This is a genomic window from Phyllobacterium trifolii (assembly GCF_014192095.1).
Taxonomy (GTDB): Bacteria; Pseudomonadota; Alphaproteobacteria; order Rhizobiales; family Rhizobiaceae; genus Phyllobacterium; species Phyllobacterium trifolii.
In genome coordinates this window covers 1-23,491 of the sequence record NZ_JACHXN010000037.1, presented here as the reverse complement: position 1 = coordinate 23,491, position 23,491 = coordinate 1, and the positions used below count along the sequence as shown (strand labels likewise).

Genomic DNA, 23,491 nt, shown 5'->3' with positions numbered 1-23,491 from the left:
AGCGTTGTGGAAAAACCTACTGCTTCATCGATATAATCACTTGCACGTCAGGGGCTCGAAGTCATGTAAACTACTGTATTTTACGCGGCTGGGGACGTAAGCAGTGTCTTTTGGCAGACGGTCCGGATGTCTACCGGAGCGTTTTTGGCCAGCGCTTGTGGAATGGAATGATTTTGGCCGTATCGAGAGCGCTTGCGATCTCCCTCGCCAGGTCATCCACCAATGCCAGGTATTCGGCGCTGCGTTCATCGTGTTCAGGGTCCGTCGACTGCTCCCAGTACAGCTGTGCTGCCTGTGCATCATGGAAGTCCGTGCAAAGATCGCGAAACTCTTCGTCCCGGCCGGCTCGCTCCTCAATCGCCTGACTTCGGAGTGGAAACCGCCGCTTGGCTGCCATCAGGCGAACGTCCATCGAATAGGGCTCCTTTCCTCAAGCAGGAGGCGACACATCAACTATCGCAGATCAACGCATATTTGGGGGGTATCTTACGGTAGCATACAGTCGACGAACCGGCCGGTGCGCTTAAATCGGAAACTAAGCCCGCGCCAAATCCGGGTAGTTCGCATGTCTCGACAAAACGCCACCTACGACCTTCCAGCCACGTAGCCAGCTGGACCCGGAATACATGTAGCATACCGGATGTTACGGGAATTCCGGCAGGCCAGCGCCTATTGTCTTTTTGCCAGCCCAAATGAGCCTGGACGGCGGAGGGCCGCGAGTGGGGCATGGTGGTGGCCTGAGGATTGCCAGCCGCGGAGGCGGCGTCGGGGGCGGGCTCGGTAGTGGTCGAGGCAGATGATCGTCCTCCAGCCAATCGGAATTTCCTGTTTAAGGGGATCGTAAGATGTATGGCACAATCTTGATATCAATGATGAGCGCTGCCGTATTTTCGCTTCTGCCGCCAATACACTCCTTGGGGGCGATGCGCATTGGAAAGGTCCCGTGAAATACTTCTTGGCGTGATATAAGAGGAAGACAACGCGGCAGCTGATGGTTTTGCAGTTGGGAGGTGTCGCTTCAATCCGCGACCTTTGGTGAACGTGCACTAACGAGACAAAAAAGGGGGTTCTATGAATACGAAACGTCTTCTAATTGGCACCGCCGCAGTTTTTGCTTTGGCAACTGGAGCTTTCGCTGCAGACGCGGTCGTGGTCGCTGAGCCGGATCCCGTCGAATATGTCCGTGTTTGCGATGCCTACGGCGCGGGCTTCTTCTATATTCCCGGCACGGAAACCTGCCTGAAATTCGGCGGCTATCTGCGTTTTGAAGTGGCCGGCGGCGACAATGTCTATACCGGCGGTCATGTCGGCGGTGAGAACGACACATGGTACTCCCGCACGCGTGCCGAGCTGCGTTTCGATGCGCGCTCCGAGACCGAACTCGGCACTTTGCGGTCCTACATCGACGGCCGGTTCCAATACACGAACGGCGACGATGCCGGCGGCATCCTTCATCAGGCCTTCATCGAGCTCGGCGGTTTCCAGATCGGCGTCAATGACGTCATCTTTGGTTCTTGGCTGAATTATGCCGGCAACATCATCAGGGACGACGTCATCCAGTACGGTGCGGACAGCATGTCCACCAACGCAATCAGTTATACATATAAGGCGGGCAACGGATTTTCTGCCATCGTTGCCGCCGAGCAAGGTTCGGAGACGAACGGTTACGACTATGTCATCGAAGATTATATGCCCCACGTTCTCGCCGGCGTGAAATATGAACAGTCTTGGGGAACGGTCGCCGGCGTCATCGGCTACGACTCGGTGCAGGAAGACATCGGGGTCAAAGCGCGGTTGGACGTCAAGTTTACCGACACGCTGTCCGCCTGGATAATGGGCGGCTATCAATCCGACTACGACGAGGACTCGTTCATCACCAATCAAAATCGCAACTGGTACGGGCCATGGGAAGGCGACTGGGCCGCGTGGGGCGGGTTTGCCGCCAAGGTTGCCGACAAGACGACGATCAATGCTCAGGCCGCCTATGAAGAACAAGGGACCTGGGCGCTTGCCCTCAACGTCAATTACGAGCTTGTTCCCGGTTTCGTAATCAGACCGGAAATCAACTACACCAAGTTTGGCGGCGGACGCAAGGAGGAAGCCCTCCTCGAAAGCGGAGAGGACGACGCGGTCGGGGGTATCGTCCGCTTCCAACGCAACTTCTAGGCCAGGACGGGCGAACTTTGCGAGCGGGCCCGCTCGGCCTGCCTTAAAAAGCGAACGACATGTCGCCCCGTCGATGTCCCTGTGCGGGCGCGCGAATTCGCGCCTCGAACTCCTCCTGGACACGGGAAAAATTGCGGGCCGGTTGCCAGGGCCGCACGCGCACCCGATGGAGCGCGCGATATCGTTGTCGAGGGGCTCGCCGGCCCTAGTTCCGGAACCTGGGCCATATTGACACCCCAAGGCGAGCGCGCCAATTGGCAGTATAGTACTGTGTATCATACGCCCCTCAGGTTGCTGGAGAGCTTTTCGAAGGCAGTGCGTGGTTGCCGGCGGTTGCACACGCCGATCGGCGCGGCGGGACCGAAAGGGTCGGTGTCCTCCACTTGCAGGACAAAAGGTGCCGCGGCCGGACCCTCAGGGGTTAGTGGCTGATATCATTGTCAATTTCACCGTTTTGCGCGCAAACGCGACTTCTTCACGCACCACAATGATCGTTGCAATCGGCACGAACAGGTGGGCGTGAGACCAGCAGGCCTGCACGCCACATAAATATCGGTCGTCCGTTGGGGGTGTTGAATACAGTAACATACTTGCCCATTGCCGCAGGCAGAACCCATGATCGCAATCTGAAGTTCGCAACACGACTGTGCGACACCCCATGAAGGTGTCCGGCTTGATGACGTCGAGAGATCGACACCCGAGGCAAGGAGACAGGTGATGACGACGAAAGCCAAGACATCCGAACACCGGATCGACCATTTCTTCTCAATGCCGGCAGCACGTGCGGATCGCTGGCGTGATATCGTGGGTGCTTCGCGGGCCTGGTCGAGCGGGCGGTCCAACAAGGCCGCGGTTGAAGCGGCTTTTGCGGAGTTGGGGCCCATCGAGGAGTTCCATGCGTTTCCCGGCCCTGAACTGATGGGCGCGCTGCGCGACAAGTTGCAGGGCGACAATGCCGTCGGCTTCACCGAACTGGTGCGGCGTGTCTCTGCCGCCATTGTCACACGCGACTTCAAGTACGACGCAGCCGAGTGGGGTACTGCCGACGAGTTTGCCGACTCGCCCGCCGACGTTCTGCCGCCGACGCTGGGCGGCAGGGAAACAAGGCGTCCCTATTTCGAGATGCTGATGGTCGCACCTGGTGCCACCACGCACGCCGTCTATCAAATCGCGGAAATGCGGAAGCTGCGCCGGCCCGAGGACGCGTTCATTTACGAAATGGTCCCGGTCGAAAGCTTCGAGGATGCAATCTGCGCCGCCATCATAAATCCCTATATTGCCGCCGTGACGATTTTCGAGGGCTTCACCTATACCTCGCGCCACCCGGCTCCCGTGCTGCGGAGTGTTCTGGCCAACCTCGTGCCCGAGGAAGCGAGAAGGGAAGACGCCGACCTATCGCTGCTGTTGGCCAATTCGCTGAAGCGCTTGCGGCCGGAGCTCGACGTCTATTTACTCTCGGATCGCCGGGTGGAGAGCTTGGCCGGCGATCCGCGGGCCGCCTCCATACGTCGGGTGCTGTATGCCATCGAGGAGCCGTTGGAGCTCCATCTATCCGTGCTCGAAGGCATTCAGCGGCGCTTCGAAACCCCTTTTTTCGACAATTTGAAGAAGTACGCCCGGCGGCCAATCAGCACTTTCCATGCGCTGCCGATCGCCCGTGGCAAGTCAGTGTTCAAGTCCGACTGGATCCGCGATATGGGCGAGTTCTACGGCATCAATCTGTTCCTTGCAGAAAGCAGTGCGACAACCGGCGGTCTCGACAGCCTGCTTGAGCCGACGGGCAACATCAAACGTTCACAGGAGATGGCCGCGCGCGCTTTCGGGGCAGACCACGCGTTCTTTGTGACCAACGGAACCAGCACCTCGAACAAAATGGTGCACCAGGCGATTGTGGCCCCGGGTGACATCGTCATCCTCGACCGCAATTGCCACAAGTCCCATCATTACGGATTGGTACTTGCGGGTGGGCAACCCCTCTATGTCGACGCATTTCCGATGACCGAATACTCGATGTACGGCGCAGTGCCTCTCGCCAGCGTAAAAAGGGCGCTTCTGGACCTTAAGGCGGAGGGCAGACTCGATCGGGTCAAGATGGTGGATCTGACCAACTGCACCTTCGACGGCCACATCTACAACACGCGCCGCGTCATGGAGGAGTGCCTCGCCATCAAGCCGGATCTCGTGTTCCTCTGGGATGAGGCGTGGTTCGGTTTTGCGCGTTTTTCGCCCATATTGCGTCCCAGAACCGCGATGGGCGCAGCGTCGGCCATCGGCGCTTGGATACACGATCCCGCTTCGATCAAGGCATACGAGAAGCAACAGGACGAGCTCGGTTCGGACCCTTCGGCCGATAAGTTGCTGGAGACGCGGCTGATCCCCGACCCGCGTAAGGTACGGGTTCGCGTCTATCAGACCCATTCTACGCACAAATCGATGTCGGCGCTGCGTCAAGGCTCCATGGTGCTCGTAAAGGACGTCGACTTCCACACAGTCGAATCGCAGTTCCATGAGGCAGTTTTCACCCATGCCTCGACCAGCCCGAACCAGCAACTGATCGGCAGTCTGGACGTGGCGCGGCGGCAGATGGAGCTGGAAGGCTACGGCCTCGTGTTGAACGCGATCGAGATATCGCTCTCCATTCGGCGCGAGATCAACTCCCATCCCTTGATCTCGAAGTATTTCAAGGTGCTCGGTGCCGATGGCATGGTTCCGGCAGAATACCGCAACAGCGGGTTCGTGGATTTCCTGGCTCCTGGCACGACGTGGGCCGAGCAGGTTCGCAGCATGCACGAAGACGAGTTCTGCCTAGACCCCACCCGGATGACGCTGGTCTGCGGAACGGCAGGTTTCGACGGAACCGAGTTCAAAGCATTGCTCGCCAATACATACGACATCCAACTCAACAAAACGTCGCGCAATTCGGTCCTTTTGCAATCCAACATCAACAATACGCGCAGCGACATCGCGCAGTTGCTCCGCGTCCTGCTGGAGATTTGCAACGCTATCGAGACGCGCCTGGCCCACGGAGGCAGCGGAGAGCAGGACGCTTTTGCAGCCCGCGTGAAGTCTTTGATGACGGATGTTCCGGACCTGCCGAACTTCAGTCACTTCCATGAGGCGTTCCGTCAGGACGCGGGACGGTCTACGCCCGAGGGAGACATGCGCACCGCCTTCTACGGTGCCTACGACGCTGCGGGTTGCGAATACGTGACCCTGCACGGAGAAGAATGCGACCGCCGGCTTCGCGAAGGGCCGGAAATGGTCTCAGCCAATTTCGTCATTCCTTATCCACCCGGCTTTCCGATCATGGTGCCCGGCCAGGTGATCACACAAGAGACCATCGAATTTATGCGCAAGCTCGATGTGAAGGAGATACACGGCTACGAGAAAGCGCGCGGGCTGAAGCTGTTGAGGCCCGATGTCATCTCCGCCAAGTCGAAACGCTAAAGGGGAAAGCGACATGCAAACATTCTTCGAGTTTCTCAATGCCAACCCCTTCATGCTGCTCTTCCTGACCGTAGGGCTCGCGGTTTGGATAGGACGGCAGAGTGTGATGGGCTACGGGCTCGGCATGGTGGCGGCTGCCATAATCGTTGGTTGCGGTCTCGCCGTCGTCGGATCGATTTATGGCGTGAAATTGGAGTTGAACAATTTTACGAAGAGCATGTTTTACTACCTGTTCATGTACGGCGTTGGACTGCGGGTCGGACCGTCGTTCATGAACAGCTTGGGCGGGGACGGGATCAAATTCACCGTATTGGCGTTCGTCAGTTGTATCGTGGGACTGACGATCGTCGTGCTCGGCGCAATTATCTTGGATCTACCGTTGGGAACCGCAGGCGGAATGCTGGCCGGCTCTCAGACCATGTCCGCGGCGATTGGATCGGCCGAACAAGCCGTGACTTCAGGAGCGATGGCTCTGCCGGCCGGCACGACACCCGAGCAGGCGAGCGCGATGATTGCGCTCTCTTACGGCATCACCTACATCTGGGGAACGGTCGGCATCATCTTGATCACCAAGTATCTGCCCAAGTGGTGGGGCGTGGATGCCCGTGCCGCAGCGCGCGCCTACGAGGCGGAGCACGGGGTGGCGAGCGGCGATGCGCCGATGCTGTCCGGGTGGACGACCGGAGGATTGCGCGCCTATCGGCTCGAGAACGCGGCCTGGAAAGGGCGCACAGTGCGTGACCTGCTGCACGAGAATCCGGAATACCGCGTAGTGAACGTGGTGCGGGGCGGTGCACCCCAAGAACTCACGGGAACGCTTGCGCTCCAACTTGGCGACGTCATCGCACTTGGCGGCCGGCGGGAGACGCTCTCCGACAAGATGGGTTTGATCGGACCGGAGGTCGCAGACAAAGTTGCCCTGGACATTCCTCTCGACACTGCGGAGATTCTCGTCACCAACGGCGAAATTGTCAAAAAGACACGCAGCGAGTGGCGAGCTCTGCCGGGGGTCGATCAGCTGCAGGTAACGGGACTGGAGCGAGGCGGAGTGCGGCTGCCCATAGGAAACGACACCAAGCTACAGCGGATGGACGTGGTGACCGTGGTCGGACTGAAGGATGCGGTCACCAAAGTCGGAGCACTGTTCGGACGGGTGATAAGGCCTTCCAGCGCGACCGACCTTCTGACACTTTCGCTCGGCATGATTTTGGGATTGCTGATTGGTGCAATCCAGTTCCCGGCGTTTGGGGCATCGATTGGACTGGGCAATGCCGGCGGCCTGTTGGTCTCGGGCGTGATCGTGTCGTCCCTGGCATCCCGTTTGCGCTTTTTCGGCAATACCCCGTCGGCAGCGCGCAATATCCTGGAGGATCTTGGCCTTGTCGTGTTTGTCGCCATCGTTGGGATCAATGCCGGCAACTCGCTCCTTTCCCAGCTGACGGGGGCGCTCGCGCTCAAGATTTTCCTCGTTGGCTTCGTTGCGTGCTCGGTTCCGCCAGTCATAGTCTGGGCCATCGGGTTCCACGTATTCAAAATGAACCCGGCGATCCTTATGGGCGCTGTAGCTGGCGCGCGCAGCCACAGCGGGCCTTGCCGAGAGGCGGCGGTTGAAATCCAATCGAATGTACCCTGGATCGGGTTCCCCGTCGGATATGCGGTTTCAGGGATCCTGCTCACGGTGTTTGGCTACTTCGCGATGATCTTGTCTTAACAGCCCGCTTCGGAGAATACGGATGCTTTGGCAATGACGTCGTCAAGGCTCCGCCAGCACCGAAGCTGCAAAGCTAAATTCTACGCGCCAATTGAGAGCCAATGAACAATAGCCGTTCCAGCAATCGATCTTTCAAAGGGGAAACATACGTAAATCGCACTGTTGTTCGGCTGAACGTGGGGCGTTTGGGGAGATAAAACGGGGGTGGACAAAAATGGCCTTTCTGGTGCAGGCGCTTCAGAACAATCCTGAACTGGCGATCTTTCTCACGTTGGCGATCGGCTTCCTGATCGGCCGCGTCAAGCTTGGAAGCTTCAGTCTCGGCATAGTGGTGGGGACGCTCCTGGCGGGGGTGCTGATCGGACAGCTCGACATCAAGATCCCGGCGATCGTGAAAACAATTTTCTTCGATCTTTTTCTCTTTACCACTGGTTACAAGGTGGGACCGCAATTCTTTCGCGGACTGAAAAGTGACGCTCTTCCTCAAGTCCTGTTGACCATCGTTTTATGCGTTGCCTGTCTACTCACGGCATTTGGTTTCGCAAAGCTCCTCGGGTACGACGTCGGTACGGCCGCAGGATTGCTTGCCGGAGCATTTTCGGAATCCACGGTGATCGGAACTGCCGGTGAGGCCATTCAGCGGCTGCAGATTCCCACAGCGGAGATAGAGGGTCTGTTGAACAATATTCCGGTCGCCTATGCAGTTACCTACCTTGTCGGAACCGCAAGCCTCGTCTGGTTTCTTCCGACCATCGGACCCAAGCTGATGGGAATCAACCTGCGCGAAGAAGGTGCGAAAGCACAGGCTGCGGTCGCGGGTGCCGCCGAACTGGAGTTCGGCGTCACATCGGGAGCGAAGTACTTCGATATCCGTGCGTATCGCGTTACGAACCCGGATTTCTTTAACAAGTCCGTCGCCCAGCTTGAAGCGCTGCCGCAGAGCGCCCGAGTCTTCATCACCCGGATCCGCCAAGGCGGCGAGATCGTCGAAGCCTTGCCCGGGTCGGTCATTCACAAAGACGATGTGGTGGCTGTGCTCGCCCGGCAGGAAATGCACGTGAAGAGCGGGGCGGTCGTTGGTCCGGAGGTGGATGACAAGTCGCTGCTCGACATCCCTATTGAAGTACTGGATGTAGTGGTTACGCGGCGGCGTCTGATTGGAAAGGCGCTCGCAGAACTCGTACAACTTGAGTTCGCTCGAGGGGTCTTTCTGCGAAGGCTTATGCGGGCCGGGGTCGAGATGCCTATCGAGGCCGGTACCCGGATCGATGGGGGCGATGTGTTGCGTCTGATCGGCACCAAGCCGGAGGTGGAGAAGGCGGCAAAGGAGCTGGGTTATGCCGACCGTCAAACGACCGCGACTGACATGGTGTTTGTCGGGACGGGCATCGTGCTCGGCGGTCTCGTTGGCCTACTCTCTGTTACAATTGGAAGCATCCCGCTGACGCTGACCGCCAGCGGAGGCGCTCTCGTCATGGGTCTGGTCTTCGGCTGGCTTCGGTCGGTATACCCTTTCTTCGGTCGAATCCCGGAACCCGCAATATGGATTTTCGATACCGTCGGGCTCTGCATCTTTATCGGCGTCGTCGGCCTGAATGCCGGCCCCAGCTTCATTTCCGGTCTTCGGGAAACAGGGATCAGCCTCGTGGCCGTGGGTCTGGTGTCCGCCTTGCTGCCCCATACGATCGGGATATTGTTCGGCCGCTATGTCTTGAAAATGAACCCTCTCGTGGTTCTCGGAGCCTGCGCCGGGGCTGGGACGATAACGGCCGCCCTTCGAGCGATACAAGACGAGGCCCGCAGCAATGTTCCCGCACTGGGTTATACCGTTCCATATGCAGTCGGGAATATTCTGCTCACGGCCTGGGGACCAGTGATCGTCGCATTGATGACAATAGGAAAATGAACTACTCCCTCGATATTGAACGCTGCCGGGCCTCCACGCGAGTGTCTCAATATCTGTCAGATACCCGAACCTATTGTCGCATACGTTTTCAGCGCGTGCATTGTTGAAAGATCTGCGCAAGGATTGAGGTGTGGACAACAAAAGTTTTGGAAACGAGCACTCCAACTTGAGAATGCGGCCCCGGTTAGGAAACTCGGGCGCATATGCAGTGCTTTTGACTGCTCAGACGGTCGCGGCTATGTACTTGTTTTGGGTAGTTTACCCAATTTTCAGCCGCTTGTTGACCCACGTTGGCGAATATCAGGAGTTACGCATTTCAAGTCAGATCGCCATTCTAGGCGGCGTCACCCTTCTTCATTGCAGTTACTGGACGCGGTTGAAGTGGGTATCGGTCACGCCGCCGTTCCACAGCATCTTTCTTTCGCATCTCTGCTCTTTTGTGGGCCGTGTAAGCTTCCTTTTCAGCGGAGCTCTTTTCTCCGCTATCTTCTTCAGACACCTTCCCCAGCTGGACTTCTTGCCGCCGTTTGGTCAGACGCTCGTGAAGATCTTGTGCGTAGCTGGGATCCTGTTCAGTTTTTTCTGCTACTCCCTCGAACTTGAACGGCTCGGAAAAGCCATCGGGGAGCCGCCTCAAAAAGCTGAACACTAGGGTAACTGGCGTGATTGGCTGGCGAAGTAAGGCAGGGGTCGGAAAATCTTCAGTCGGAGCTTCGACTGGGAACTATTGAAGTTCTGCATACAGCCAATATGGAAAGGCAACCGTTTGATTATTATCAGAGGGTCTGATGTTCAAGGGTCGCCAGGTGATCAATCTGCGGTCCAGCTCTGCGGTGAAAGGCGAAGAAATGGTCCAACCGCATCAGGATATTGCCCGAGTGACTCTCGCGGTGCTTTTCATAGGCGGCCTGCTGGTCAGCAGCGCATGGATAATGCTTCCGTTCCTCCCCGCCATCATCTGGGCCCTGACCTTGGTCATTGCCACTTGGCCATTGATGATTTGGGTTGAACGCCGTGCCGGCAATCGGCGCGGTGTTGCCGTCATGGTGATGACAATCGTTCTGTTGCTGGTGTTGATTGTGCCATTGTGGCTTGCCATCACCATGATCGTCGACAACCTCGACGCCATCAAAGGCTTCATCCAACGCGCCCTCACGTTGAGGCTGCCTCCCGCTCCGGAATGGTTGGATCGCGTGCCACTTGTCGGGGCACGCGTGAGTGAAGCTTGGAGTAAACTGGCAGCCGCCAGTGTGCACGATCTGGCACACACGCTTGATCCCTATGCCAAGGCCGCCGCTCAATGGTTCGTATCAGCAGCAGGGAGCCTGGGCGGCATGTTCCTTCACTTTCTACTGACGACCGCAATAGCCGCGGTGATGTACGCACGTGGCGAACAAGGAGCCGCTATGGCAATTCGGTTCGGTCATCGTCTAGCTGGTGATCGGGGTGAGATGGTCGTGCGCTTGGCCGGACAAGCCATTCGTGGCGTGGCCCTCGGCGTGGTGGTTACCGCCGTTGCGCAAAGTGCGTTGGGCGGTATTGGGCTGCTTGTTGTCGGGATGCCATTTGCTTCGGTGCTGACCGCAGTTATGTTTATTTTGTGCCTGATACAGATTGGTCCCGGGTTGGTATTGGTTCCGGCGGTCATTTGGATGTACTACTCAGGCGATACGATATGGGCAACGGTACTTCTGGCTTTCACCGTTGTCACCGCAACGATGGACGGCTTTCTCCGCCCCTATCTAATCCGCAAGGGTGCAGACTTGCCGTTATTGCTCATCTTTGCGGGCGTGATCGGCGGTTTGGTGGCCTTTGGGATCTTGGGAATTTTTGTCGGACCAACGCTTCTGGCGACCACCTATACGCTATTGCAAGCATGGATGGCGGACCCCGATGAAGAACGGGTGTCGTCCACAAACGTTTCAAGAGAGCCTTGATGAAAGTAGTCGGGGTCGCCAACGGGACGAAAAGCGAGACCGTTTCCGAGCGGGAATCCCGCACTGAACTGTGTCGGCTCTTGTCCGATCCGCATTTTCGTTTGACTAAGCGGAACAGAAATTTCCTCACGTTCGTTGCGACAGAAATGTTTGAGGGCCGCTCTGCTACGGTGAAGGCCTATACGATCGCCGTCGATGTTTTTGGACGTCCGGAAAATTTTGATCCGATCGCCGATCCAATTGTCCGGATAGAGGCGACCCGGCTTCGTGCAGCTCTTGCCCAATACTATGAATTCAACATGGAGGAAGGAAGGATTCGCATAGAGTTGCCGCGAGGAAAGTATGTCCCGGTATTTACAAGAACCCCGCCGCAGGCAGAACACTTCCAGGAGACACATGCTGTTCCAGAAATTGGCGAGACTTCCAACGGTTGGCGAAATGCGATCTCAAAACGGCGACTGGGCATTTCAGCCCTAGTCACTGCAGCGGCTTTCGGCGTCATCTGGGTTGCATTCGTCGAAGGCCACCGCTTCTCGGAAAAACCGAGCGTTGCGGTCGAGATGAAACTGGCCGGGGACCAGACGGATATAGAGGCCGGGTCCATCGGCGACGATCTGATGGTAGCCCTGTCACAATTCCAGACACTCAAACTTGCTGCAATGAAAACCCTCGGTGTTGGCAAGGTGAACGCTGCGCAAACTGCCGCCGTGCGGCTGTTCCATTATGTCCGTCGAACGACAACCCCATACCACGTAATTCTGAAGTATCAGCCGACCAAGACCGCCCGCTCGGTCTGGTGGCAAATAGTCAGTCCTGTGACGGGAGAATCGTTGCGGTCGGGCATCGAGCAGATTGTCCTCGACCACAGGCCCGAAGTCGAAATCCGCCGTGGTCTTGTCACGCGCCTGGCAATTCGCATCGCCGGCGCGCACGGGGTTATAAACGGAATCGAACTGACACGGGAGCTGGCCATGCCGACCTTGGGCAATGGTTGCGTCTTACGTTCTGCGATGGCCGTCGAACGGCTTGACGCAGGCGAATTGCGGGAGGCCGGAACGTGCCTCGATGCAACGTTGCTGATAACGCCGAATGATCCGGATGTCATTGCCGAGCGGGCAATAGTGCTGTTGGAGACCGAACCGCCCGAAGCATCGACCGAACTGACGTCCCGCGCGCTCGATCTTGCGAACAATGCCGTAGCGCTTGCTCCGCAATCTGATCGGGCCGGCTACGCCCTGATGCTGGCACAATTCCGAAATGGCCAAACCGAGGCAGCCTCGGTTTCCGGATACCGCGCCTTGAAACTCAATTCCAATAACAGTCTGGTCGCCGCGCGGCTGGGAGCCATGCTTTTCGCTCAGGGCAGGTGGGCTGAGGGTTACGACCTGGCAGTCAAGGCTAGCGAGAACGAACCAGTTCTGCACGTTGATGCCGGACTCACTTTGGCGTTATATGCCTATCATCGTGGAGACTTCGGGGAAGCACTTCTTCGCGTCCCGCAAATGGCGCGATCGGACAATTACGTCGCCAACATTCTGCAGATCGCCGCGGCGGGACAACTAGGAAATGCGACGGCCTCCCGTGAGGCTGCCGGCCGTCTGAAGCAACGCGGCGATCAGTTCTGGACCACGTTTCGCTCCAATATGACGGCGCGCCACTATACGTCCGCGCTCATTGACGAGCTTGGCACTGGCCTGATCAAGGCCGGCTTCGCCCCGTTGTAAGCGCCTGAACTCTTAGTCGCCGTCATCCCGGTCGTCATCGTCGTCATCATCGAATCTCGAGGGATCGACAACCGGCAGCAGGAAGATACGCCAGTCATCGTGACCATCAGGCTCGCCCGACTGGCCGGCCGTCGCGCGGCTGGCCTGCCAGATTTCGGTTTCCTCCGGGAGCGCTCCACGCAAATTGATTTCCGTGACACCATCCCAAAGGCAACGGCCCTGGTTTTGGAATACATGCAGGTCCCGCCGCAACGCCTCGTCCGACAGAAGCGCCTTGGCATCATCTTCGGTTGCCGCGTCAAAAGCGACTATTCCTCGTCCTAAAATCTCGGCCACGAACACGCTCATTTTTCGATCCTCCCAGATCCCTGCTGATGGCTCCGATGGCTGAAAAAGGTTTCAGGTTCAGAAGCCTTGTCGTGAGCAACACCTCGCACACCATGTCCTCTTGCGATTCAGCTTTCGCCCTCCACCAATTTTAATTTGGCCTCAGCAGCCTTCTTGCGTGCGATGGTTTCGCCGGAAGCGGCGGCCATGGCATTTGCTGAATGATCCTCGCCGCCTGCGACCTGCACCGTTGGTGACGCAAAGCCGATGCCGTTCAACGCAAAGGCTTCGCGGATCATCGCGTAGGCACGACGCCGGATAGAGGACTGGTGGCCAGGCTTTGTCATCACGGCGAAGCTCAGTTTGATGCCATAGTCGCTAAAGGCCTCCACGCCCTTCATCTTGACCGTCTCGATTATCTGTGGGCCAAGTTCCTCGTCCTCCAGCAGCGCCGCACCGACACCCTTCACCAATTTTTTGACCTTGACGAGGTCGGCGTCGAAGTTGACCGAGATGAAGAACTTGTCGATGACCCAATCACGGCTCATGTTCTGCACCGCGCCCAGCGTACCGAACGGAATGGTGAAGATCGGGCCGCGATGGTGGCGCAGTTTGACCGACCGGATGCCGAAGGATTCAACGGTCCCCATGTAGCTGCCGCTCTGAATATATTCTCCGACCCGAAATGCATCATCGGTCATGTAGAAGATGCCGCTAATGATGTCCTTAACCAGCGATTGCGAGCCGAAGCCGATGGCGACGCCGAAAATTCCCGCACCCGCGATCAAAGGGCCGATTGCCACGCCAAGCCCCGACAGAACCATCATAACTGCAATGGCGGCGATCGCCACGGCTAGAAAATTCCGCAGGATCGGCAACAGTGTCATCAGCCGCCCGCTGCGGGCCAGCGCGGCTTCATCGCCGGCATCGAGGCGGGCGCGTTCGATGCGCTGATTGATAAGCCCCTTGACCATGTGCCAGATCAAGTCGGCTGCGAGCAGAATGACTATGCCTCCCAATACGCCGCGGATCATGCGGCTGGCAGCCTCGTCCTCCATCAAACCCATTGCGCGAAGCCGAACGACAGCAGCGAGCCAGGCTGCGGCGAGCGCGATAATGACCACCCTCGCGGCCCGCTCGATGAGCACTTCTAAGACCTGATTTCTGGTCTTTTGCGTATCCTCCGGACTGGCGAAAAACGACTGGACGATGGTGCTGGTCGTTCTCAAGATCGGAGGTAGGATAAGGGCGTATATGCCGACCCACAGCGCCAGGCTCATGCCGGCAATCCACAGCAGCCAGAGTACGCACAGATAGAGTGTGAGCAGCCACTCCTTGGCGCGGTAAGCTCGGGCCACAACGGCGGTTTCCGGGCGGTTCCACACGATTTCCAGTGCGACCGCCAGAAGGCCGAGGCCGAGTATGTAAACGATCAGGCTTTTGACGTTGGGCGCGAAATTCAGCGCCGTCATCATCCCGGCCGCTACCCAGCCCGTAAGGAAGATGCCTGCGAACAAGGCAATACGGCGGTACCAGAAGGCTGCCTGCACGTCATCCATGGGAATGAGACGCACCTTGGCGGCGCTCTCGCCATTTATTTCATCGCGGCCTACACCGAGCAAGGTGGCAGTAATCTGCATGATCACGCGCCAGGCGATAAGGGCCACCAGCATGGGCAGGACAAGCATGGCCAGCAGCGGCGGCCATGTGAAGGCGTGGAAGGCACCGACACTGACAAATGCGAAGACCACCAAAGGGATCATGGCAGTGAAAATCGAGCGGCCGATGACATGGTGGCGCGCGGGCGAAGTCTGGGTCTTCGTGGACATAGCCATTCGTCGGCCCTCGCGGCTGAGAATGTGTCGGACCACAAATTCGGCACCGAAGCCCAGCGCAGCAAACGCAGCGAAGAGCAGCAGGATCTCTGCGGGACGTCGACCGTTGATTTCGGTCATGATCATTGAGCGTGCCTTCGAAAACTCGGCGGGAACCGCGGGAATGGCTTGTCCAATGCCGTGAAGATGGGCACGAACGGCGTTCGACCAAACCATGAAGTCACCCGCTGTTGGCGCGTCGGGTACTTCTGCGACGGGTGGCGGGTTATCCTTCGTGGTAATCCAGGCTTTGATTTCCGGATCATCCAGGAGTTTGATCAGTTCCTCAACCTTGCCGGGCGGAGGCGGCGCATATGCCTTCTGCGCTTGTGACGTTGTGAAAGATGCCCACAACAAAGCGATGCTCAAGACGAGCAGGATGCTTACCTTGGCGGCCAAGTCCCTGATTGCAGCAATGTGCATTCAAATCCCCTGACATGCAGCTTCGGCAGCATACGCCGAAGAGGTCGGCCTGTCTAAAAAACAAATGGGGGCGGCGAGCCTCCGCCAAAGGCGTCCGCATACAAGAGACATCTCCCTGGCTTCAAATCCACGTGTCCACCAAGCACCAGAGTCTGAAACGGGCAGCGGGAGCGGAACCGTATGAGGGTGTTGCAGTGGTCAAACGGTGCTAAATATTTACTACCGGATCCCACGTAGAGTGCCGGTGTCTTGCGATCGATGGAAATGGGAAGGTGGAATCACCTTCCCACAGCACAGAAGCAGTAGCCTTTATTTATAGACTGGTGCTGCTGCCGGTTCCGCCATTGGCGGAGGAGCTTTTCCTTTGCCGATTGATCCGCAGGCGCTTAAACTTATCACTGTTAGTACGGCAACGACGGTGATCCGAACTCTGCTCATTCGAAGATCCTTTTCATCAAGTTGAAGTAGGCCAACGACTCGAGGCTAACATAGATAGTGTTAAGCGCTAGGCGTTGGGATCGAGAAACATATGGGCAATGCCCCGATAGCCACACCTGGCTCTGGTCGGGCCAGGTGTGGCTATCTTTCGCCGCGGGCTTCAAGGCCTCCGTCTGCGGCTTCAAGGCGCGGATCGCGGCCGAAGGCCACAAGCGCCGCGTGAAGCAGGCGACCGGCATCGAGCCGGAGGTGATCCAGCATGACTACCTCTGAGCCCCGCGAGCCCCTGAGCGTCGGCGCGGTCGTCGTCTGGACGATTATCAACACGCTGTTCGGCCTGATCGCGCTGAGTGTCCGCAACAAGGCCATCCGCGACGGCGAGCCCGGGTGACGGAGGAGGCGACGACACGTCATCGTCCGGCGCACCCGATGGACCCGGTTTTTCGGATCGTCATGCTGATCATCGCCATCGGCATCCTTGCCGCCCTGTCACAGGAGTTTATGAATTGAGACTACTAGGCGCAGAAGACCTGCAGGCGGCCCGTAGAGCGGCCGCTGGGCGCTTCTACCAGATCGGCATGGCTGGGGGATTGCCCGAGGGCTGGACGTTCGCGTTCCGCAAGAGCTTGTCGGGCGCGTGCCACTGGCTGCATGAGTGTGCCCACGCTCACCTGCACGCGGTGCCGATGCTGTTATCGCTTGGTCATCATGAATACTGAGCGTATTGTGCAATCATGGACAAGGTTACAATCCTTTTCCATGATTGCCCCAAATAAGCCCGCTGTCAGCAGACCTCGCGGCAGCGGGTTTTTTGGAATACCAAATCTTAAAGCTGAGCGTACAACGTTTATCGTGTTTATCACGATGGAGGCCGCCCCAGCGGGCTCGCTCCCCAACCCTTTAAGGGAGGATACCAAAATGCCTTATTTAAAGCCTTTGTTCACCGCATCGATAATCGCGATATCTCTTGCCAGTTTACCTGCAATATCTTGGGCGACGGAGCAGGGCCAGCAACGTCAGCAGGCGCGTGACACCCGCCAGCAGGCGCGCCCAGAAGCACGACAAACAAAGCAGGATTGCCGCGCCGCCAACCAGAAAAGCAACGCTGCATGCCGTCAGGATAAGCGGCATACTAAGCAGGACGCACGCAAAACAGGCCGAGCCATTAAATATTGATTATCGGCCCTTGTTTCGCAAAAAAGCCCGCCGCTGGGTTCAAAGCAACGGCGGGTACGGGGTTCGTCAACCGCGGCGTTGCGCGTCACGATTGGACGTTGTGATTGTGCGCTCATAGGGGCGTAGCTGATATCGGGTCTTACCCTACGTTGGCAGTTAATTTTCCCGGCCTTTGTCGTCTTGCTTGCGACCTCCTGCCAAGAAACCCTTTTTTGAACGTTCGATGATCCTCATACATGCCCCGCAATGTAGGCAATGTTTTGAGCTTTCGAATCAATCAATTCATTATTTGTTTCCCAAGTGCATCATTTACAGAACGCTTCGTGGATTACCAAATAGAAGAGGTCGACACCGTTTCTGTGTACGTTTTCTGGGTGGTCGCGTATATGTTCACCACCACGTCGCGCATCTGTCCTTAAGCAAATCCCCCTATGCCAATTTCTTCGGCGAGGTGGAACGCTTGTCATGATCGGCTTTAGTTGGTGTACCGGCTGTCAGTCTTGCGCAAGTGTCTCGCCTGGTTCGAGGAACCGTCCACGGACTAGTTTTCCTTCGACCTCAACCGTAACTTGGTCCCGTGGCAAAGCCGGAGCAGGCGTGCCCTTCGCCGCAGCGCATATTGCGCTGGTGGTCCTTTGAAATCCGTCCCGGCCCGTGGAAATGGCGGGAATCAAACTCGTGAGCGTTGAAGCCTCCGAGTCCCATCCACATTCGTCATATACCGAGTTTCTGAGCGAATTGACCGCCAATTTGCTGTCGATGAAGGAATTGCTTTCAACAGTAGAGGTTGTGCATGACGATGACGAGACGAGAGCTGCGACAGTTAGGATGTAGCAAGCTAATCTCATTACAGTGTTTCCTTGAGCGGTCGCCGCTGATTCCTCTGGTAATTATCACTTTCGCAAAGGAATTTCGACCCGCACGCTTGCTATGACGAAGAACCGCCAAGGCACGACACGACTCATTGCTGCGCCCGCAGGAGCGGCTGGATCGAGCGGCAAGCTGCTATACCGACCATTCAAACGCCGGCGCATCTTGCTTTTCCGGACCGTGGGCGAGGGGGCGGTGACCACATTCAGAATGACGTTGCGTTCATGCAGCACGTTGTAATGTTTGAGGCTGTGCAGCAGCGCCGTGGGCGTGCCTTGCGGGTTGCCCGTCAGGAAGACCGCAGTGCCGGGTACGATCGTCGCTTCCGGCCCAGAGCAGATCGGCGGTTTGGTGGACGATGTCACCGGGAATGGTGCTCGATCTCAAAACGTGAGAGCATGTCTGTACTAGCGGCAAAGTGCGCGACACAGCCAAAGTCTAGCTTTGCGAGCCGCTAAGGGACGTTGGCGTGGTGCGTTCTGGATGGGGGGTAGTATGAAACCATTTATCTCGGCCGCGGGGCTCTCTTTGTTTCTTCTCGCCGCCTGTTCGCACACTGTGCGAACGTTCGAGCAAACACCGTCATATTCGCCCGCGCAGCCGACAAGCACGCGGCTGACACAACTTGTCCAAAGGCTTGGTGATCCAAAGGACGGTCGCTCCGGGGTCAAGCTGATCGGCAACGGAGAAGAAGCTCTGGCGGCGCGCTTGGCGCTTGCAGCGGTCGCCGAAAAAACGATCGATGCGCAGTATTACCTTGTGCACAATGATCCTACCGGAAAAATCTTTGCGTGGAGCTTGCTGCAAGCCGCGGATCGGGGTGTGCGGGTGCGGCTATTGCTCGATGACATGGACACTAAGAGCTATGATGCCGTGACTGCGGCTCTGAACTCGCATAAAAACATCGAAATCCGGCTCTTTAACCCGTTCTGGCGGGATCAGAGCCTTGTCGCGGCGGGACTCACCGACTTCAAGCGGATCAACCGCCGGATGCACAACAAGTCGATGACCGCCGACAACGCCATGTCGATCGTCGGTGGCCGCAATATTGGCGATGAGTATTTCCTGGCCAAGAGGGAATTGAACTATTCGGATCTCGATCTGCTGGTTGCTGGACCCGTTGTCGACGAAGTCTCGACAAATTTTGATGAGTACTGGAACAGCAAGTTTGCAGTGCCTGCGCGCGCCGTCGTTGGCAAACCGAAGGGGTTCAGTCTGGACCAAGCGCGCGATCGCCTCGACGAGATCATCGGGAAAGCCCGGGAGACGGAATATGCCAGCGTCGTGCGTGCGGCTGCGAAGCAGAACCTAACGCCATCGACGCTGAAGCTCGCGTGGGTTCGCGCCAAAATGTACTCCGACCCCCCTTCAAAAGCGGCCGGTGAAGACAACAAGGAAGCGATTCTTGCCTCTCAACTGGCAAAGTATTTCGCCCGTGCGACATCAAAGGTTGAGATCGTTTCTGCATATTTCGTGCCAGGCAAACGCGGCACAGAGTGGTTGCGGGAACTTGAGGCGCGGGGCGTCGAGGTTTTGGTTGTAACCAATTCGCTGGCATCGAACGACGTGAAACCCGTCTATGCGCATTATGCAAAGGACCGGCGGGCTCTTTTGGAAGGTGGAGTCCACCTCTATGAACTTCGGCCTGATGCAGATCAAGAAGCGCGGCGCGGCGTCAATTGGGGGGAATCTCGATCGGGTCTGCATGCCAAGGCCTTTACCATCGACGATCGTTATTTGTTCGTCGGCTCGTTCAACTGGGACCCGCGGTCGGTGAATATCAATACGGAGATGGGCATTCTGATCGACTCGCCTGAATTTACCAAGAAGACGTCGAATGCCCTAAGAGGCGTTCTAAGAGAAGAAACCTTTGCCGTAAGGCTGGACAAGGACAAGCGGATCTCGTGGACTGAGACCGAGCCGGACGGGACGCAGCGGATCTATTATCATGAGCCGACGGGTTCGCCCTGGGATCAATTCGTGGCGGGATTTTATGCGATTCTCCCTATCGGTTCGCAGCTCTGAGGTTTTTGCGGCGCAACCAGCCCAACCGACGCTCTGAAGTGATGTCTTTGTCCCCCACCTTTCGTCATCGAAACCGGAAAGATCCAGACCTAGCTAGACTGTAGCGTTCCCGCGAGCGCCAAACAGGATAATTGTATTCGACAACCGAAGCGATGGCGGCTGGAGCAAAGTGTTCTTGCCGCCTTCCGCTGGCCCCTTGCCGGTTGGCCGCCAATAAGCGATCCATGACCACGATCACCGGACGTGTCACACGGTATTGGATCACGAGCGTGGAGAGAATGTTGAGGTGGGATCCAAGACCACGACCTTGGTGCCGACCGGGACGAGATCATAGAGTTCAACAACCTGATCGTTCGTCATATGAATGCACCCGTTGGATACAGCCTTGCCGATCGAGGACGGGTCTGTCGTGCCGTGAATGCGACAGTATGTATCGCGGCCGTTTTGGTAGTGGTAGAGGGCGCGAGCGCCCAGCGGATTCGAGACATCATGTCGTTCGTTGGAATCCAAGGGAGTCTGCACACCATTCGACCTTGCGCTTGTGGCTGACAGGTGCTCAGATACTGCTCCTCTCAACCCGCAGGCCCGGTGTAACCAATCGCATTCGGCCCCCCATTCATCTCTCGAAGCTTGGTTATGTACTGCTGCGGACGCAGCAAGTGGCCGGGCACTTTATAGCCCATGGACCGCGCAATGTCGCCCACGTAGGCATTGCAGTTATACGTCGTCGCTTGCCAGAAGTGCGATCTGGCCTTTAGTTTGCGTATGTAGGCAACGACGTTATTGTATTCGGCTTCGCTCAACATGACCCGCCAGCTCGCCGACCTGTACCTGTCTTCCAGATCACCGTCGCTCGCCCCGGTCTCAGCCGGCACGGGTATGTAATGACCAAGAATGTAGGGAACGACACTATCTGTAGCCGGGGCAAGGCCGGAGACTTCGGGATCGATCATTTGGCCGGCCTCGTCCAGACGGCCAAAAATCACGAAAGTGTGGCCGTAGGTGAGGGCATAGCGGGAGCGGAACTCAATGAAGTATCGCCCTTCCTTCTGTTGAAGTGTCGAAGTTGTCGAGGGAGCTCCAACTGCCATCGAGCCTTGATTGTTGTAGGTCACGACATTCGGCTTGATTCCCGTATTCGACACACATCCCTCTACCGCGAGGGCAAGCAAGGCTACAAAGACTAGACGACCACTTGCATTCATCATTCATTCCCGAACTCGAGGAGCGAACACCGTCTCAGCGACTGAGCCGTCTTTGTCGCTCGCCACGCATGTGCTTGGACTGAAAACCGCTAGTACGACAACTACCGCGATCAGAAATTCACCGGAAGATCTTGTTCCCCAATGAGAGTAGGAGAACAGCTGCAAATTACCACAGATAGCGGTGAAGGCTAGCGGCCGATGCAAGGCACCGCTAGTTTCACACAGGAACCGACGGTTCCAACATTACTGCTCGCGCGCTGATCGCGTGTGCAGCTAGCCAAGCGGGAAAAACCCGATCGATTTTGCTGTCTGTCATCCTCTTTTCTTCTCAATTTGCTGCTGCTATGAAGCCTACCAAATCTGAGTATTGTACCAGTCGTCGATCTCGCGCCTGGCTTCGTCCTTTGCTTTGCCTTATCGCTCCTGGATTTTGCCTTCCAACTGTTCCAAAGGAATGGTCAGCAACGCCGTGCAGACGCCAGTGAAGGAAGCGCATGTTAGATGGAACGCCTTGTTCTCCGGAGGATTAGGGAGGCCTATCACCAAGCGCTGGGAGAAACCCACATGACCTCTTTGGAGCACGCTATCTCAATTGCTGCCAGCGCCCATGCTGGTTACCTTGCCGACGATAAAGAACCGTATATCTTCCACCTTTTGCGGGTAATGCTCGCCTTGGATACGGAGGATGAGAGGATCGTCGGTGTCCAGCATGATGTTGTCGAGAAAACTGCGTTGACGCTCGACAGCCTGCGTTCGGAAGGATTTCCCGGCCATATCCTGGAACGATTTGCCAATAAAGCAATGAGAAGGTCAAAAAATAGGCTACCCAGATCGTAAGCGATGAGGAGAGCAATGAGACGGCGCGGGTTTCCGGTGGATGAAGCGAGATGATGCCGATCATGTCCGCCAGCTCCGCTGCTGTGTTGGCGACGTAGGCCGCGCCAAGAAGTGGTCTGCCCCCTGAAAAGTGATCCTCCTGATGTATGGCTTTCGAGCCGATGGAGGACTTTGAGAATGCCAAGAAAGAGACACACCGCCGAAGAGATCGTCACGAAGCTTCGGCAGGTTGACGTTTTGAGTGCGCAGGGCGAATCGATTGCAGAGGCAATCCGGTCGATAGGCGTAACGGAAGTAACATACTACCGATGGCGGTCTGAATACGGTGGCCTGAAAGGCGACCAGGTCAAGCGGCTGAAGGAGCTTGAGACGGAGAATGCGCGTCTTCGGCGTGCTGTTTCTGATCTGACGCTGGACAAGATGATCCTCGCCGAGGCCGCAAAGGGAAACTTCTAAGCCCCGCACGCCGCCGTGCCTGTGTGGATCATGTGGCTGACGAACTTGGCGTGTCCGAGCGACGGGCATGCCAGGTTCTTGGTCAGCATCGATCCACGCAGCGCAAGCTCCCGAAGACACCGGATGACGAAGCGGCTCTGACCGCCGACATCACCGCGCTTGCTCTCCAGTATGGCCGTTATGGTTATCGCCGCATCACGGCGATGCTGCACCGTGCGGGCCGGGTGGTGAACGTTAAACGGGTGAACGGATATGGCGGCGTGAGGGGCTCAAAGTTCCGCACAGGCAACCCAAGCGCGGCCGGCTCTGGCTGAATGAAGGTTCTTGCATCCGGCTTCGTCCGGAACACCCCAACCATGTCTGGTCTACGACTTCGTCGAGGATCGCACTCACAACGGAAGGAAGCTCCGCATGCTCAACGTGATCGATGAGTTCACACGGGAATGCATTGCCATCAGGGTAAGCAGAAAGCTGAAGGCGACGGATGTGATCGACGTTCTGTCCGATCTGTTTATCCTGCGTGGCATTCCCGGCCACTTTCGATCCGACAATGGCCGGAATTCATTGCCAAGGCGCTCCGTGAATGTTTCTCGCTGCGGTCGGTACCAAAACCGCCTACATTATGCCTGGAAGCCCATGGGAGAATGGCTATTGCGAGAGCTTCAACTCAAAGCTTCGCGACGAGCTGCTCAATGGTGAAATCTTCTACACATTAAAGGAAGCCCAGATCGTCATCGAGAACTGGCGGCAGCACTACAATACCATCCGCCCGCACTCATCCCTGAGCTACAGACCACCCGCACCCGGGGCCATTGCGTGGCCTGCTGCGCAAAAAGGACCTGCTTCGCCGGCCACCCCGACTGTAGCGCCAAGACTGACCTGCTCCCGCCAAATTAGTCCATTCTCAACTGGAATTTTCCAATAATGCCCCCGGTGACGGGCTGAGGAGAATTCGATGAAGAAGACGAA

Annotated in this window: 19 protein-coding genes and 2 pseudogenes; 14 read left to right on the top strand and 7 right to left on the bottom strand. The window is 57.2% G+C overall.

Annotated elements, in window-relative coordinates; genetic code table 11:
* Positions 1 to 130 precede the first annotated feature (130 nt).
* Positions 131 to 412: a hypothetical protein gene (locus tag FHS21_RS28910; protein ID WP_183665525.1), complete on the bottom strand. Its 282-nt coding sequence runs from the start codon at positions 410 to 412 to the stop codon at positions 131 to 133.
* Positions 413 to 1,071: 659 nt separating this feature from the next.
* Here FHS21_RS28910 and FHS21_RS28905 point away from each other — a divergent pair.
* From FHS21_RS28905 to FHS21_RS28875, 7 genes are all read left to right on the top strand, one after another.
* Entirely contained in the window at positions 1,072 to 2,166 is a 1,095-nt protein-coding gene (locus FHS21_RS28905) for a porin (RefSeq protein WP_183665523.1), read from the top strand.
* Positions 2,167 to 2,883: 717 nt separating this feature from the next.
* Positions 2,884 to 5,613 (top strand): aminotransferase class I/II-fold pyridoxal phosphate-dependent enzyme, encoded by a 2,730-nt coding sequence (locus FHS21_RS28900; RefSeq protein ID WP_183665521.1) that lies wholly within the window; start codon positions 2,884 to 2,886, stop codon positions 5,611 to 5,613.
* A 13-nt stretch (positions 5,614 to 5,626) separates the two neighbouring features.
* Positions 5,627 to 7,324, top strand: a complete 1,698-nt coding sequence (locus FHS21_RS28895) for an aspartate:alanine exchanger family transporter (protein WP_183665519.1) — start codon at positions 5,627 to 5,629, stop codon at positions 7,322 to 7,324.
* Positions 7,325 to 7,538: 214 nt separating this feature from the next.
* Positions 7,539 to 9,230 carry an aspartate-alanine antiporter gene (gene aspT, locus FHS21_RS28890; protein ID WP_183665517.1) on the top strand — a complete coding sequence of 564 codons (1,692 nt, stop codon included), beginning with the start codon at positions 7,539 to 7,541 and terminating at the stop codon, positions 9,228 to 9,230.
* 130 nt (positions 9,231 to 9,360) lie between these two features.
* Entirely contained in the window at positions 9,361 to 9,882 is a 522-nt protein-coding gene (locus FHS21_RS28885) for a hypothetical protein (RefSeq protein WP_312879957.1), read from the top strand.
* 136 nt (positions 9,883 to 10,018) lie between these two features.
* Positions 10,019 to 11,167 (top strand): AI-2E family transporter YdiK, encoded by a 1,149-nt coding sequence (gene ydiK, locus FHS21_RS28880; RefSeq protein ID WP_246411299.1) that lies wholly within the window; start codon positions 10,019 to 10,021, stop codon positions 11,165 to 11,167.
* A complete protein-coding gene (locus tag FHS21_RS28875) occupies positions 11,167 to 12,891 on the top strand; it encodes a tetratricopeptide repeat protein (protein ID WP_183665515.1) in 1,725 nt (574 codons plus the stop codon). The genes ydiK and FHS21_RS28875 overlap by 1 nt, the downstream gene beginning before the upstream one ends.
* 12 nt (positions 12,892 to 12,903) lie before the next feature.
* On the opposite strand, the gene FHS21_RS28870 is transcribed toward FHS21_RS28875, so the two are convergent.
* The 3 genes from FHS21_RS28870 to FHS21_RS31085 form a co-directional block, all read right to left on the bottom strand.
* Entirely contained in the window at positions 12,904 to 13,239 is a 336-nt protein-coding gene (locus FHS21_RS28870) for a hypothetical protein (protein ID WP_112531280.1), read from the bottom strand.
* 107 nt (positions 13,240 to 13,346) lie between these two features.
* Complete coding sequence (locus FHS21_RS28865; protein WP_183665512.1) at positions 13,347 to 15,515, bottom strand: mechanosensitive ion channel family protein; 2,169 nt, start codon at positions 15,513 to 15,515, stop codon at positions 13,347 to 13,349.
* Positions 15,516 to 15,824: 309 nt separating this feature from the next.
* Positions 15,825 to 15,953 carry an ABC transporter gene (locus FHS21_RS31085; RefSeq protein ID WP_246411297.1) on the bottom strand — a complete coding sequence of 43 codons (129 nt, stop codon included), beginning with the start codon at positions 15,951 to 15,953 and terminating at the stop codon, positions 15,825 to 15,827.
* Positions 15,954 to 16,212: 259 nt separating this feature from the next.
* Between FHS21_RS31085 and FHS21_RS31300 the strand changes: the two genes are divergently transcribed.
* Genes FHS21_RS31300 through FHS21_RS31080 form a run of 4 tightly spaced genes read left to right on the top strand, consistent with a single transcriptional unit; the run spans position 16,213 to position 17,129 of the window.
* Complete coding sequence (locus FHS21_RS31300; RefSeq protein WP_281386183.1) at positions 16,213 to 16,344, top strand: hypothetical protein; 132 nt, start codon at positions 16,213 to 16,215, stop codon at positions 16,342 to 16,344.
* Positions 16,341 to 16,463 (top strand): hypothetical protein, encoded by a 123-nt coding sequence (locus tag FHS21_RS31295; RefSeq protein WP_281386182.1) that lies wholly within the window; start codon positions 16,341 to 16,343, stop codon positions 16,461 to 16,463. Before FHS21_RS31300 ends, FHS21_RS31295 begins: the two co-directional genes overlap by 4 nt.
* Positions 16,460 to 16,672, top strand: coding sequence for a hypothetical protein (locus FHS21_RS28860; protein WP_183665510.1), 213 nt, complete (start codon positions 16,460 to 16,462; stop codon positions 16,670 to 16,672). The genes FHS21_RS31295 and FHS21_RS28860 overlap by 4 nt, the downstream gene beginning before the upstream one ends.
* Positions 16,662 to 17,129: a hypothetical protein gene (locus FHS21_RS31080; RefSeq protein ID WP_246411295.1), complete on the top strand. Its 468-nt coding sequence runs from the start codon at positions 16,662 to 16,664 to the stop codon at positions 17,127 to 17,129. Before FHS21_RS28860 ends, FHS21_RS31080 begins: the two co-directional genes overlap by 11 nt.
* Before the next feature lie 1,051 nt (positions 17,130 to 18,180).
* On the opposite strand, the pseudogene FHS21_RS31075 reads toward FHS21_RS31080, so the two are convergent.
* Positions 18,181 to 18,319: pseudogene (locus FHS21_RS31075) on the bottom strand (KUP/HAK/KT family potassium transporter); the annotation flags it as partial.
* A gap of 175 nt (positions 18,320 to 18,494) precedes the next feature.
* Here FHS21_RS31075 and FHS21_RS28845 point away from each other — a divergent pair.
* The gene (locus FHS21_RS28845) at positions 18,495 to 20,024 is read left to right on the top strand and encodes a phospholipase D family protein (protein WP_183665508.1); all 1,530 of its coding nucleotides are present in this window, start codon (positions 18,495 to 18,497) and stop codon (positions 20,022 to 20,024) included.
* A 261-nt stretch (positions 20,025 to 20,285) separates the two neighbouring features.
* Here the strand turns inward: FHS21_RS28845 and FHS21_RS28840 are convergent, their stop codons facing one another.
* A complete protein-coding gene (locus FHS21_RS28840; protein WP_446686533.1) occupies positions 20,286 to 20,534 on the bottom strand; it encodes a L,D-transpeptidase in 249 nt (82 codons plus the stop codon).
* Between the two features lie 62 nt (positions 20,535 to 20,596).
* Positions 20,597 to 21,115, bottom strand: coding sequence for a hypothetical protein (locus FHS21_RS28835; RefSeq protein WP_376772237.1), 519 nt, complete (start codon positions 21,113 to 21,115; stop codon positions 20,597 to 20,599).
* Between the two features lie 678 nt (positions 21,116 to 21,793).
* Here FHS21_RS28835 and FHS21_RS28830 point away from each other — a divergent pair.
* Positions 21,794 to 22,066: a hypothetical protein gene (locus FHS21_RS28830; RefSeq protein WP_162702008.1), complete on the top strand. Its 273-nt coding sequence runs from the start codon at positions 21,794 to 21,796 to the stop codon at positions 22,064 to 22,066.
* Positions 22,067 to 22,243: 177 nt separating this feature from the next.
* Positions 22,244 to 23,447: pseudogene (locus FHS21_RS28825) on the top strand (IS3 family transposase).
* The last annotated feature ends 44 nt before the right edge of the window (positions 23,448 to 23,491 follow it).

Coding starts and splice junctions, on each gene's coding strand:
- FHS21_RS28835 (WP_376772237.1), bottom strand. CDS start 21,115: ATGGCAGTTGGAGCTCCCTCGACAACTTCGACACTTCAACAGAAGGAA.
- FHS21_RS28875 (WP_183665515.1), top strand. CDS start 11,167: ATGAAAGTAGTCGGGGTCGCCAACGGGACGAAAAGCGAGACCGTTTCC.
- ydiK (WP_246411299.1), top strand. CDS start 10,019: ATGTTCAAGGGTCGCCAGGTGATCAATCTGCGGTCCAGCTCTGCGGTG.
- FHS21_RS31085 (WP_246411297.1), bottom strand. CDS start 15,953: ATGAGCAGAGTTCGGATCACCGTCGTTGCCGTACTAACAGTGATAAGT.
- FHS21_RS28910 (WP_183665525.1), bottom strand. CDS start 412: ATGGACGTTCGCCTGATGGCAGCCAAGCGGCGGTTTCCACTCCGAAGT.
- FHS21_RS28865 (WP_183665512.1), bottom strand. CDS start 15,515: ATGCACATTGCTGCAATCAGGGACTTGGCCGCCAAGGTAAGCATCCTG.
- FHS21_RS28900 (WP_183665521.1), top strand. CDS start 2,884: ATGACGACGAAAGCCAAGACATCCGAACACCGGATCGACCATTTCTTC.
- FHS21_RS31300 (WP_281386183.1), top strand. CDS start 16,213: ATGACTACCTCTGAGCCCCGCGAGCCCCTGAGCGTCGGCGCGGTCGTC.
- FHS21_RS28905 (WP_183665523.1), top strand. CDS start 1,072: ATGAATACGAAACGTCTTCTAATTGGCACCGCCGCAGTTTTTGCTTTG.
- FHS21_RS28830 (WP_162702008.1), top strand. CDS start 21,794: ATGACCTCTTTGGAGCACGCTATCTCAATTGCTGCCAGCGCCCATGCT.
- aspT (WP_183665517.1), top strand. CDS start 7,539: ATGGCCTTTCTGGTGCAGGCGCTTCAGAACAATCCTGAACTGGCGATC.
- FHS21_RS28895 (WP_183665519.1), top strand. CDS start 5,627: ATGCAAACATTCTTCGAGTTTCTCAATGCCAACCCCTTCATGCTGCTC.
- FHS21_RS28870 (WP_112531280.1), bottom strand. CDS start 13,239: ATGAGCGTGTTCGTGGCCGAGATTTTAGGACGAGGAATAGTCGCTTTT.
- FHS21_RS31080 (WP_246411295.1), top strand. CDS start 16,662: ATGAATACTGAGCGTATTGTGCAATCATGGACAAGGTTACAATCCTTT.
- FHS21_RS28845 (WP_183665508.1), top strand. CDS start 18,495: ATGAAACCATTTATCTCGGCCGCGGGGCTCTCTTTGTTTCTTCTCGCC.